A 12,997-nucleotide genomic window follows, 5' to 3' on the forward strand; every position below is an offset into this window, starting at 1 on the left:
TTCCTGATTTGGTTAAAAGTACAGTTATAGTTGAGAAGTTTAAGAAAAGAGTTTTCAGGACACGTTTTCAACAGGAAGCAAATTGTTATAAATGAGAGAAGCTGCCTGAAAATTATTTTTCAGACAGCTTCTTTTGGATATTGTTATTGAATTACTTAGTCCAGTTAGCCCAAGTAGGTAAAGCAGCACCAGCACCAGCACCAGTTGCACCAGTAGTTTTTCCAGATAAATTAGGACCAGTTACATTAGTGATTTGAGCACCAAAAGTGTAATCTGTGATAGTAAAGAAACCAGCTTTCATGTTTGCAACAGCACCAGCATCAGTAGCTAATTTAGCAAGAGCAACAGGCATATCGTCAGCAACAAATAAGTTTGTGTAAGCTTGTTTTCCACCACCTTCTTTATAGTTGATTGCTTTTTCATCAGCTAAGAAAGTAGCTCCACCTTTTACGATAGAAACGTTAACGATTTTAGCATTTGTTACAGGAAGTGCTCCACTTGGATCTTTTTCATTGTTTGAACCTTCAACACCCGCTTTTGTAACACCATTAATGTATACGTTTGTTACAGTACCTTGCCATCCGTCAGCAAAATCTAATGAATCATCATAAGAGTTAACGATTGTAAGGTTTGTTGCGCTTACAGCTCCTCCGAAAAATTCAATACCGTCATCACCACTTTCGTAAGTATAGATGTCAGATACTTTTGTTCCAGAACCTACTCCAAAGAAAGATACTCCATTGTATTCTTTAGTTGCTGAGAATTTAGAACCAGTGTAAGAAATTTTCAAGAAGTTAATGTTTCCTGAATTATCAGTATTATCAGTTCCTCCGTAGCTTAATCCACCTACTTCAGAAGTTCCGTTTACTCCTGTGTTTACGATACCGTTACCAGCGATGATTAATCCACCCCAGTCACTTTGTGCAGGAGTTGCTTTTCCAGATGTCATAACAACCGGTTTAGCGGCAGTACCATTGATGTTGATTTTAGCATTTCTTTCCACAGCGATAAATAAAGAAGTAGATTCAGCAGTTGCAGAACTTTTGATTACTGTTCCGGCAGGAATAACTAAAGTTGCTCCACCTTTTACTACTAAACCTCCGGTTAAAGTGTATGTTTTAGTTGGATCTAAAGTTACTGTACCGTCATTAATGTTTCCTTTTAGATCATCAACTTTTAACACGAATGTACTTTTGTCTCCGCTGTTGTTGTTATTGTTGTTGTCATCAGAACTACAGCTTGTTAAAGCAAGTCCGAATAATGCAGTCATTGCTAAAAATGTTTTTTTCATTTTATTAATTTTTTGTTGTTTTGTTTATTTAGGGCAAAGTAAAGGAAGATATTTTCTTGCCGGGTTAAGCCGATATTATTAATGTATTAAGGGTATCTTATCAAATTCAGGCTGACTTAATATAAAATTTACATTGGGTTTCATTGCATAAAAAAAAGGTGATTAGCTATTGCTAATCACCTTTGTGATTCTTTCAAGGTATGTTTTTAAAAGGTATAGTTTAAAGTAAGTCTAAGATCAGAACCGGTCTTGTATGAAGTTACCAATACATCTCCTACTGCGCTTTTACCAGGTACTTCACCTTGCTCTTGTACACGTTTAAAAGTTGGATTCAATATGTTGTTGTAAATAAGACCCAGTTTTAAGCTTTTAGTCAAACTTGTATTTAAAATGAAGTCTAATTTATTTACTGCTTTATCTACTATATTTCCAACTTTTGAAGTTCCAATTACAGCTAACTTATCTGAAAAATAAGAATAAGATACTGTTGCCGAGATGTCTCTATCGTGTGAAAATTCATTTAAAAACGAGATATTAGCATTGGCCAAAAAGTTAGAAGCTCCTGTTAATTTACTTTCTGTAAAAGTGAAATTAGCTCCAAAGGGATTTTCAGCGTTTACTTTTTCGTTGCTTAGATCCTGATTGGTGTAAAGGTAAGATCCATTTGCATCAAAGGATAGTTTTGTTTTTAAGCTGTTTTCATTTTCGATTTCAAAAATGTCTTTTCTAACCTCTAACTCAATTCCGGCTACTGTTGCTTTTTTACCTGTATTAGCATAAGTAATATCATTAGAAGAAGAATTCAGGAACATTTCGTTAATTGGATTTTGAATGATTTTTCCAAACGCGGTAACAGAAACTAATTCTCCTGATTTCGGGAAATACTCCCATCCTAAATCAAAATTGTAATTTGTAGAAGGATATAATTTAGGATTTCCATCATAGGCTTGTGCTACATCTTCGTAAAGAATTGGCACTTTCTCTTTAAATTGTGGAAGTGTATATGTTTTACTCGCAGAGAATTTTAAGTTTTGTTTCTCATTCAGAGTATATTTTGAAATTAAACTTGGCAGAATATTGAATTTAGAATAGTTAGAGTTATCTCCATCTGGTACTGTAGTAGTAACATAAAATACATCCTGAGTCAATTTTTCAAATCTGGCTCCTAAGATTACGCTTAGTTTTTCGGTAAGGGAGTACTGAATATTTGCAAATGCACTATGAATATCTAAGTTCCCGTTATACAATTGGTGTATTCTGTTAGATTGAGAGGATCCAAAGTTTGCTTCATTCAGGTAATTGTCAACATGGTGAATGTCTTCTTTAGGGAAAGAGATTGTTGTTCTGTCCGGGAAGAATGAAAATTGCTGCATAGTGTAATCTAATTTTTTCATTTTTCCTGAGTAACCAAAAGTTACTTTTCCTTTGTATCCGTCCTCTTCACTTTTTTTGTTGAAGTTATAAGAAAGAGCAATGTTTGCTGCCAATTCGTTTTCTTTTAAATCTTGAAAAAATCGGTGATTGTTGATGTTTGAATTGGTAAAGAAAGTATAGTCTGTTCCATTAGGAGCATAAACAAAAGAGTTTTGCATACGATCCGGAATTGCACTGTTGGAAATACTGTATCCAAGTCCCCAGTTTAAATTCCATTGATCATTAAATTTGTTTTTTCCGGTTAGTTGATTTACAATCAATCGCGTTCTTTCGAAAGTTCCACGTTTGATAAAACCTGAGATCTGATCAAGATCAGTAGCACCACCACCATCAAAGTTTACGTTAGTTCCTTCATATTCGCTGTAATCTTGCTCACTTGAATTTAAAAATAAAGAAGTAAAAAAGATTGAGTTTTTATTGTTGATTTTATAATCTGCCGTACCCATAACAGTTGTAGTTGTACTGTGTTTGTATGCTTTTCTGTAAAAGTCAGACAATATATCTCCGTCAGAAGTAATACCTCCTCTGCTGTAACCTTCCGTATATTTGTTTTTTGCACTAAAAGAGGCTGTAACAAATGTACCGATTGAACTTTCGTCATTTAGTATAAACTTTCTTCCTCCGGTTAAGGCATAGAAAGCATTTAATACGTTTTTGTTTTCTTGTCGGTCCCAGCTTGTAGCATAGTTATAAGGTTTCAATGGAGAATCTGGAACACCCACTGTTTTAAATCCGGTGTAAGAAGGTCCGTCTTGTAAATAAAAATGATCCTGACCTAAAACATTTGTGTTGGCACCTGTACCAATTGAAAAAGTAAGGAAAGGCTTGCCACTGAATTTTTTTGCGCTAATATCAATATTGGCTCCTCCAAAATCGGCATAATTTTGCGCTTCAAATGTTTTACTTATTCCAATATTATCTACAATATTGGTCGAGAAAATATCCAGTAGTATGTTTTTATTAGCAGGATTATTGGATGGCAATGGAAGACCATTTAAAGTCGTAACATTGTAACGATCTCCAAGTCCTCTTACGAAAACATTTCCGGAGTCGTCCTGCTTAGATACACCACTAACTTTAGATACTGCAGTTGCAACATCGTTAACCCCTTTTCTTGTTATTTCTTCAGCACCAATCGCAGACTTAAAAGCAACTGCATTTTTTTGGTCTAATAGTAAGGCGGTTTCTTTTTGTTTACTTGCTGTAGATTTTACAACAACATCTTTTAGAGTAAATCCTCCCGATGAAAGGATTTGATTTACAGTTACTGTTTGACCTGCAACAACAGTTACGGGTTTTTCAACAGATTCGTAACCTACGAAACTGAAAACTATGGTATAATTTCCAGGGTTTACACTTAACGAATACTTTCCGTCAATGTCAGTGTTTGCGCTAAATTTTGTTCCTTTTAGTAAGACATTTGCAAAAGGTAGTGACTGATTATTTGATTCTTTGTCGGTTAATACACCAGAAATCGTACCTTTGTTTTGAGCGATCGAAATCGTGCAGAAAAATAATGTAATTAATAGAAATTTAAGATTGAATTTCATTTGAGTTGTGTTTAATTTATTTTTTTGCAAAGAAAGAACCGCCCTGTAAAGTTCATGTTACGCACTTGTTATGTTTTTGTGCACTGTAGATTATGAAATTGTTACGAGATTAAATTACCGTTAACAGCAATTTTTAACGGTCGTTTTATCATTATATTTACCATCGCAATTAAAAAACTATCAGATTTTAAAGTATAAAATTTGATAAGAAAACTCAATTTTTGCTATTTTATGAAAAAAACACAAACCAAGATTTTATTAGTTGATGATGAGCCGGATATCCTGGAAATTGTTGGCTATAACCTTGCTCAGGAAGGCTATCAGATTGTAACCGCTTCAAATGGAAAAGACGCCATCGCAAAAGCTCAGAAAGAAGTGCCGGACCTAATTATTATGGATGTAATGATGGCCGAAATGGATGGAATGGAAGCTTGCGAACACATCAGAAAAATACCGGAATTAAATAATGTAATCATAACCTTTTTAACAGCCAGAAGTGAGGATTATTCGCAAGTGGCTGGTTTTGATGCGGGTGCAGATGATTATATTACCAAACCAATAAAGCCAAAATTATTGGTAAGCAAAGTAAAGGCTTTGTTAAGAAGGTTAAAAGAACAAGAAGTTGTTAGCGATACCTTAAATGTTGGCGGAATCGAGATTAACCGTGAAGAATACAAAATCATCAAGGGAAATGTAGAAATCGCTTTGCCAAGAAAAGAATTCGAATTGTTTTATTTATTAGCTTCAAAACCCGGGAAAGTTTTTAAAAGAGATGAAATCCTTGATAAAGTTTGGGGGAACGAAGTGGTAGTTGGAGGAAGAACAATCGATGTACACATCAGAAAGTTACGTGAAAAGATTGGAGAAGATCTTTTTAAAACTATAAAAGGAGTTGGTTATAAATTTGAAGTTTAAAACCAAATTCAGGAAAAACGTTAAGCCATTAAGAGATTAAGATGTATTAAGTTCAGACTTAATTGCTTAATCTTTTAGTGGTTTTAATGATTAAGGAACAATAAAACGATTGCTGTATTTTAATGAAAATTAATTTTAAAAAAACCTACAAATTTGCTGTAAAGTCAGCATTTTATATAAGTCTGTTTACAACGGGATTTGTATTGATTCTGATGTCTTTGTTTTATAAGAATCAGTTAAAACATCAAATTGCGTTTGGATTGGTCTTTATTATTTCGGTTTATATTTTTTCCTTTTTGGTATTACAATATCGTGTAGAGCGATTTATATACCGCAGAGTAAAAAAAATATACGATGAGGTTTCGTTGCTAGAATCTACTACACTAATCAATCAGCCCATAACAACCGATATGGAAACGCTTTCACGTGAAGTTAAAAAGTTTGCAACGGACAAAAAGCTCGAAATCGAAATGCTTGAAATTCGGGAGCAATACCGAAGAGAGTTTTTGGGTAATGTTTCGCACGAGCTTAAAACACCTTTGTTTACCGTTCAGGGTTATGTGTCGACTTTGCTTGATGGCGCAATGGATGATAAAAATATCCGAAAAAAATACCTAAAACGCGCCGAAAAAGGAGTAGAGCGTCTGATCTATATCGTAGAAGATCTCGATATGATTACCAAACTCGAGTCGGGGGATTTGAATTTGTTGATTACCGATTTTGACATTGTAGAGCTGATTCAGAATGTTTTTGATCTATTGGAAATGAAAGCCGATAAAAAGAAAATCAAATTGGCTTTTGAAAGCAAAAATGTGCATTCCGTTGTTGTGCGCGGAGACAAAGACAGAATTCAACAGGTTTTGGAAAATTTGATTGTGAACTCTATTAAATATGGTAAAGGTGGAGGTCTGACAGAGGTTGGAGTAGTAAATCTGACGAAGAAAAAAGTCTTAATTCGTATCAGTGATAACGGAGAAGGAGTTGAGAAACAAAACATTCCAAGGCTTTTTGAACGTTTTTACCGAGTAGATAAGAGTGGAACCCGTTCTGAAGGAGGTTCCGGACTTGGACTTGCCATTGTAAAACACATTATTGAAGCACATAAAGAGAAAGTATACGTAGAAAGTGAGTTCGGAATTGGTTCTGAGTTTTCTTTTACGCTGGAAAAAGCGTACAAAACACAAAAAGCTGAAGTTAAGTAAATGTAAGCTTAAATACAACGAAGTACTGTAAAACCTGAGCCTGCGAAAGGGGTTCATGGTAGCGTAACTATTTCGAAACAAATCTTCTTATTATAGTAACGTCTTGTTAATGATATCTTAACATAGGTGATACATCTTTGCACCTTGAAATTAAGTGCGGTAGAAAAAATGATAAAAAGAAAAATAGTTGCAGTTTTATTACTGGTTACCTGTTTGGCAAATGCCCAAGATTTAAAAAAAGAAGATGTGAAAAAGGAAGTAATTCGTCTTCTGGATTCCATTAACAAAGCAAAACTTCCCGATACCAAATCAGGAGCTACCGGTACCGAACATTGGTATGACAGAATCTCATTAAGAGGATATGCTCAAATAAGATACAATGGTTTACTTTCTACAAATGATAAAGTTTCCTGCGATCAGTGTGATAAATCCTGGGGAACAACTTCTACAGCCCCTGATGCAAAAGCCAATAACGGACTTTTTATCAGACGTGCCCGATTAGTGTTCTCGGGACAGGTTCATCCAAATGTTTATTTCTATTTTCAACCTGATTTTGCAAGCTCACCGGCTACAGGAGTTCAAAATTTTGTACAGATCAGAGATTTGTATTTTGATGTTTCTTTTGATAAAAAGAGAGAATACCGCCTTCGTGTAGGACAAAGTAAGATTCCTTATGGATTCGAGAATATGCAGTCCAGTTCACAACGATTAACATTAGACCGAAGTGATGCAATCAACAGTGCGATATTAAACGAACGTGATTTGGGACTTATATTTTACTGGGCTCCAAGCGAAATCAGAGAGCGTTTTGAGATGCTGGTAAAAGACGGTTACAAAGGTTCGGGTGATTATGGTGTTTTTGCTTTTGGAGTGTACAACGGACAGTTGGCAAATAAATTAGACGGAAACAGAGATCTTAATATTGTTTCAAGAATTTCTTACCCTTTTGTGATCGGAAATCAGATTATCGAGCCCGGAATTCAGGCTTATACCGGGAAATGGGCTTTCGCAGGAGAAGTATCGTCGGGTGTTACGGTTAATAATCCTCAGTCGATTAGAGATCAAAGAATAGGTGCTACTTTTGTGTTGTATCCAAAACCTTTCGGAATCCAGACAGAATATAATATAGGTACAGGACCTCGTTTTAATCCGTTGACAAAAACGATTGATGTAACAGATCTAAACGGAGGTTATGTTTTGTTGAATTATAAACTGGATTTTAAAAAACAACATCTGTATCCTTTTGCAAAATTTCAGTATTATGATGGAGGAAAAAAATACGAAAAAGATGCGAGAAGTTATGTCGTAAGAGATTTCGAATTCGGAGTTGAATGGCAGCCGATTAAAGCACTTGAACTTACCGCAGAATATGTTATTGCTGACAGGGCTTTTGTAGACAGCGCCCTACCAGTCAACAGACAACAAGGGAATGTATTGCGATTACAATTGCAATTTAACTTCTAAAATTACGCTTCAAATATAGAAAATAACGAATCCCAGTCGATGTTATTTTTAAATTGGGATAAACCTTTAAACGATTTTACTTTTGAAAGATCTTCAATCGTAAAGTCGTTTTGCGTTGCATAAGGTACCAGATTTTCATCTTGAAGTTTTATAGCCAGGTATTCCTGCTCATACTGTCCGGGAGTTGGAATGAAAAAGGCTTTTTTACCTAGTTTAGCTAAATCCATAACAGTGGTATATCCGGAGCGGCATAACACCAATTCACTTTCGTTAAAAGTCTGTTCCAGTTGTTTTGAATTCATAAAATTGTAATAGGTCACATTCCCGGTTTCTTGTTTGGTTTGCGTTTTCTCGACCACTCCTTTTACAAAAACAACTTTACCCTTATAACGTTTCACTTCTTCTTGCAGCTTTTCATCTAAATAGGTGCGTTGCGGTTCCGGTCCCGACAGTATAACCATTAGATCATAAAGTTTAGGCGTTTCTTTTTTGCGCATTCTGCTTAGTGGACCAATATACTTTAGGTTCAATTCAGTTGTTTCGAGATGCCCTAAGGTACCTGTTAAGTTTACTGTTTCATTAGTGTCAGGAACCCAACACTCCGCATATTTTTTTATAATGTGCTGATGGCATTTACTGGTAAACCAGGTTGTATTTCCGGTCATCACATTGAGCTGATGGGTCATAAACACAGAGGGGATTTTTTTGCTGTAAACACCCAGTCTGTTATCCGATATGATACCGTCAATTCCGTGTTTTTTTATTAATCCCTTTACCATTTTTTTCTCATCTAAAATGGCTGTAATCATTTTAGGGAGATTTTGGATTAGTTTCCATTTGAAGTTTTTACCGTTTTTGGCATATTCTATATGGTAAGATGGTAATTCAAGTGTCTCTATGTACGGAAACTCTTTTCGCAGTAAAGCCAATGCAATACCGTCAGAAGCTATTATTGGGATATAATTGTTTTCCTGAAGCGCTTTTATAATAGGGATACATCTTGTCGCATGTCCCAAGCCCCAATTTAAAGGTGCTACTAAAATAGTTTTGTTCGCAGAATAGTCAATGCTCATAATGTGACGCTTTTTGAGACGAAGATAAAGAAATATGTTTTTTGTGTTATTTCGTACATATTACTAAATTATTAACTCTATATCTGTTGTAAAGGCTTGTTATTGCTCGAAAGAAATAAGTGAAAGACGGGATAGGGAGGCAAAGTTACTGCTATGTTAACAGTTGATTTGTTTTTAGAGCGTTTTTTTAAGCAAAAAATGACTTGTTTTTTTAATAAATTATAGTACGCTTATTTTAAAGGTTTTGTAATGGAAATTGCAAAATGTCAATATTTTATTTTTACTGCTTTTTGTTTTTAAAACTTTATTCGTAATAAATATATTCTTACAAATTGTTTTTGATACATAAAATGTATATATTTGATTTTTATAAGAATAATCTGTAATTAAAACCACTGCTATTACAGGAAATACTACTTATTGTTAAAAACTCTCCAAAAACAAGTAGTACTGAGTTATCATTTAAAATTTAGGGATTTGTTGAATAATTGTATTAGTAGAATAATCTACGGATGATTTTGAATGAATCACGGGAATTAACCCAATCCAATTCTGCCCGGCAAAATGCAAAATGAAATGGTAAAAAAAAGCAGAAGAATGAAAATTAAAAAGGCGATTAGAGCTGTTTTTATTTTTAGTATTGCTGTGCTTGCAATCAATTGCGAAACTGAAAAGTTAGCCTTTGATGAACAAGCAGATCAGACTAAAACAATTTTATCAGCTAAAACTTGGTTTGAGGAGTATGAATCTAGTGGTAAAAATTATGAATTAGTTCAAAATTTAAATTACGATTGGCAAGAAGCAAAGCTTACAAAATCAGAAGACGGTACACCGACTATTATTGTACCAGTTCTGGAGCTCAAAAAAGAGGAGCGGGAATTGTGGGAACAAAAATTGTACATTTATAAGTTAGATAACGACAAGTACAAAGCCCTTGTGTTTGAAGCCTATTCCAATAAAAATGTGAAACGGGAGAGTCAATCAGTTGACAGGGGAGATTTTACAGGTTATATGACGGTTTGGGATTTAAAAACAGGTCCGGTACGAGCTGCTAAATTTGTAAATAACCGGTTGGTTGAGGAAGGAGTTGCTGAATTCTCGATTAAGAGAAGTATGACAGCTAAAGCTCCGCCAGATCCTCCATGCGTTTATGCTGACTTTGGTGATGGTGGATGTGGTGGTTTAGGAAATGGTGATGGTCCCGCAATTCCGCTAAGATCGGTTGTCGTAACGGGGCCAAGTAAGGGAACTCCGGTAATCTATACGCCGCGTTTCACTCCACCTACTGGCGGAGGTACAACTCCGGGCAGTTATACTTCACCGGGTGGTGGAAACAGCGGTGGTGGGACACCTCCTCCTCCTGCTGCAAATCCTTGTGAAAAAATAAAAGTACTAATGGCTGATCCTAATTTTATTGCCAAATTGGAAGAGCTCAAGAAGAAAACTAAAAAAAAACATGAAAGTGGTTATTCGCAAAGTAAAAACGGTTCTTTTACAGAGCTAACCATTGCTCCAAGTTCAGGAAGTACAGATGCATTACGTATAAATACAACTGCCGATATGATAGGTTATATACATACACATTTGGATGAATATGAAACTGGACAAGTAAATATGGAAGGTGATCTTTTAACTAGAAAACCTATAAAGATGTTTTCGCCGGCTGATGTTGGTGTGTTTTTAAAGCTAGTCAAAAATGCACAAGCTAATAATATTCCTATTGATAGCGTTTATGGAGTTATGGTTTCCAGTGATGGAAACTATCAATTAAGGTTCACTGGTGATCCGACTCAGATTAATACCAATTTTGACTGGGATGCTGAAACCCTGAATAAAGATTATGTGACTTACATGAAAAAGGGAAATAAAGAAATCTATTTTTTAAGTTTTCTAAAAGATAAAGGTTATATAAATGGGATTGAGTTATATAAAATCAATAAAGATAAAACAAGTACCAAAAAAGTGTTAGATGCCAATAAAAAAGTTGTAAATGTAAATTGTTAAAATATACAGTCATGAAAAAAATAATAACACTAGCAAGCCTTATAATAATTACGCTGCACTGTAAAGCACAACAAATAGTTCCTGTAGAAAAGATGATTGAATATAGAGATGCTGACACTGAAATCCCTGATCGAACTTACCTTAAAGATGTAAATGGCTTACTGGATAAATACCTCGGAACTTGGAAAGGAACTTATGATAGTAAAAGTTTTACGTTTGTGATAACAAAAGCTAAACATGATTTTTTGGGCATTTCAGTCGATGAATTGCAAATTCGTTATTTAATAACCACATTATCAGGAGAAGTTATTGAAGATACCCGAAGTTTACCAAATGCTGATGCACTGGTAATACAAGGAGATTACATTAGCAAATCCCTTGGATATTATGTGTTGAATTATTTTGGCAAAAATACAGAATGCGGTCAATCTGGAGAAGTCTTTATTTCGACAACAAAAGACAATAAACAAATGAAGTTGTTTTTAGCGGCTTATCAAGGGATAATAGATGGTAGTAAATGCCCTAAAGTGGCAGAACAAATATTACCAACTAAATCAATGTTTTTAAGTAAGCAATAGTATAAAAAAGCAGCATCTAAATTATTGAAACGCTGCTTTTTTTGCTACTACTGTTTTACCGACAACATAAATCCGTGCCCATAAAGTTTGGGCACAATAATAAGCTGAAATTTATATGCATTGCGGGCACGGATTGCAAATCTACGAGATCGGGTAAATTCAAGCTGTTAAATTTTAAATCATGAAAAAGATAATAATAATATTAAGTATAATTATGATGATATTGTCATGTAGGGGACAACAAACACTACCTTTAGAAACAAAATTTGTAGACGAAATTCCAACAGGAACATATCTTAAAGATGTAAATGTTTTGCTTAATAAATACATTGGAACATGGAAAGGTACTTATGAAAATAAAAACTACACTTTTATTATAACTAAGTACAAAGAGGAATTCAGAGGAGTTTTTAGTGATATATTAATTATTCGTTATTTAATCACTTCAAATACAGGAACAGTTTTGGAAGACACACGAAGTTTATTGAATGAGAATAATCTGGTAATAAGAGGTTTGTATTTCGGTGCAAATTTTGGATATTATGTGCTCGGTTATATTGGTAAAGATGCAGGATGTGGTCAATCAGGGGACCTTTTTATTTCAACTTCGAAAGACAATAAACAAATGAAATTGTACCTAGCTACTTCACAGGATATAATTGATGGCAATAAATGCCCTAAAATTGCAGAGCAGATATTACCAACTAAATCAATGTTTTTAAGTAAGCAATAGTATAAAAAAGCAGCATTTAAATTATTGAAACGCTGCTTTTTTTGCTACTACTGTTTTACTGATAAGATAAATCCGTGCCCATAAAGTTTGGGCACAATAATAAGCTGAAATTTATATGCATTGCGTGCACGGATTGCAAATCTACGAGATCGGGTTGTAAATATAAATTGTTAGAATATGCAGTCATGAAAAAAATAATAACACTAGCAAGTCTCATAATAATTACATTGTCTTGTAAAGCGCAACAGGTTGTACCATTAGAAAGAGCAATTGACTGTAGAGATTCTGATACTGAAATCCCAGATGGAACCTATCTTAAAGATGTAAATGGCTTACTGGATAAATACCTTGGAATTTGGAAAGGAACTTATGAAAACAAAAATTATACTTTTATTGTAACCAAAATCAAACGTGATTTTTTAGGTATTTCAAAAGACAAATTGTTAATTTCCTATTTAATAACCACAACTTCAGGAAGTGTAATTGAAGACACTAGAAGTTTACCACAAGCTGATCCGTTGGTAATGCAGGGAGATTATATTAGTAAATCTCTAGGGTATTATGTACTGAACTATTACGGACAAAATACAGAATGTGGACAATCTGGAGAAGTCTTTATTTCGATAACAAAAGACAATAAGCAAATGAAGTTGTTTTTAGCTGCTTATCAAGGGATAATAGATGGTCGTAAATGCCCTAAAGTGGCAGAACAAATATTACCAACTAAATCAATGTTTTTAAGTAAGCAATAGT

General features: G+C 34.4%; 10 protein-coding genes. 7 read left to right on the plus strand and 3 right to left on the minus strand.

Translation table 11 applies throughout. From position 1 onward, the window contains the following. Positions 1–151: 151 nt before the first annotated feature. Both G3A47_RS17300 and G3A47_RS17305 read right to left on the minus strand, forming a co-directional pair. Positions 152–1,291 carry a hypothetical protein gene (locus G3A47_RS17300; protein WP_166924627.1) on the minus strand — a complete coding sequence of 380 codons (1,140 nt, stop codon included), beginning with the start codon at positions 1,289–1,291 and terminating at the stop codon, positions 152–154. 206 nt (positions 1,292–1,497) lie between these two features. Next, positions 1,498–4,275, minus strand: coding sequence for a TonB-dependent receptor (locus G3A47_RS17305; RefSeq protein ID WP_166924628.1), 2,778 nt, complete (start codon positions 4,273–4,275; stop codon positions 1,498–1,500). A 231-nt stretch (positions 4,276–4,506) separates the two neighbouring features. Here G3A47_RS17305 and G3A47_RS17310 point away from each other — a divergent pair, with 231 nt between their 5' ends. The 3 genes from G3A47_RS17310 (at position 4,507) to G3A47_RS17320 (ending at position 7,856) form a co-directional block, all read left to right on the plus strand. Then, complete coding sequence (locus G3A47_RS17310; RefSeq protein WP_166924630.1) at positions 4,507–5,190, plus strand: response regulator transcription factor; 684 nt, start codon at positions 4,507–4,509, stop codon at positions 5,188–5,190. Between the two features lie 122 nt (positions 5,191–5,312). Beyond that, positions 5,313–6,392 (plus strand): sensor histidine kinase, encoded by a 1,080-nt coding sequence (locus G3A47_RS17315; RefSeq protein WP_166924631.1) that lies wholly within the window; start codon positions 5,313–5,315, stop codon positions 6,390–6,392. Positions 6,393–6,560: 168 nt separating this feature from the next. Further along, the gene (locus G3A47_RS17320; RefSeq protein ID WP_166924633.1) at positions 6,561–7,856 is read left to right on the plus strand and encodes a porin; all 1,296 of its coding nucleotides are present in this window, start codon (positions 6,561–6,563) and stop codon (positions 7,854–7,856) included. Positions 7,857–7,858: 2 nt separating this feature from the next. Here the strand turns inward: G3A47_RS17320 and G3A47_RS17325 are convergent, their stop codons facing one another. Beyond that, a complete protein-coding gene (locus G3A47_RS17325) occupies positions 7,859–8,929 on the minus strand; it encodes a glycosyltransferase (RefSeq protein WP_166924635.1) in 1,071 nt (356 codons plus the stop codon). 597 nt (positions 8,930–9,526) lie between these two features. On the opposite strand from G3A47_RS17325, the gene G3A47_RS17330 reads away from it, so the two are divergent. The 4 genes from G3A47_RS17330 to G3A47_RS17345 all read left to right on the plus strand — a co-directional run bounded on the left by G3A47_RS17330 (position 9,527) and on the right by G3A47_RS17345 (position 12,996). After that, on the plus strand, positions 9,527–10,933 hold the full coding sequence (locus G3A47_RS17330; RefSeq protein WP_166924638.1) for a hypothetical protein: 1,407 nt from the start codon (positions 9,527–9,529) through the stop codon (positions 10,931–10,933). 11 nt (positions 10,934–10,944) lie between these two features. Beyond that, a complete protein-coding gene (locus G3A47_RS17335) occupies positions 10,945–11,511 on the plus strand; it encodes a DUF6705 family protein (RefSeq protein WP_166924639.1) in 567 nt (188 codons plus the stop codon). A 181-nt stretch (positions 11,512–11,692) separates the two neighbouring features. After that, positions 11,693–12,244, plus strand: a complete 552-nt coding sequence (locus G3A47_RS17340; protein WP_166924641.1) for a DUF6705 family protein — start codon at positions 11,693–11,695, stop codon at positions 12,242–12,244. A 185-nt stretch (positions 12,245–12,429) separates the two neighbouring features. Further along, on the plus strand, positions 12,430–12,996 hold the full coding sequence (locus G3A47_RS17345; protein WP_166924643.1) for a DUF6705 family protein: 567 nt from the start codon (positions 12,430–12,432) through the stop codon (positions 12,994–12,996). Position 12,997: the final 1 nt, after the last annotated feature.

This window comes from Flavobacterium poyangense (genome assembly GCF_011751075.1).
GTDB lineage: Bacteria > Bacteroidota > Bacteroidia > Flavobacteriales > Flavobacteriaceae > Flavobacterium > Flavobacterium poyangense.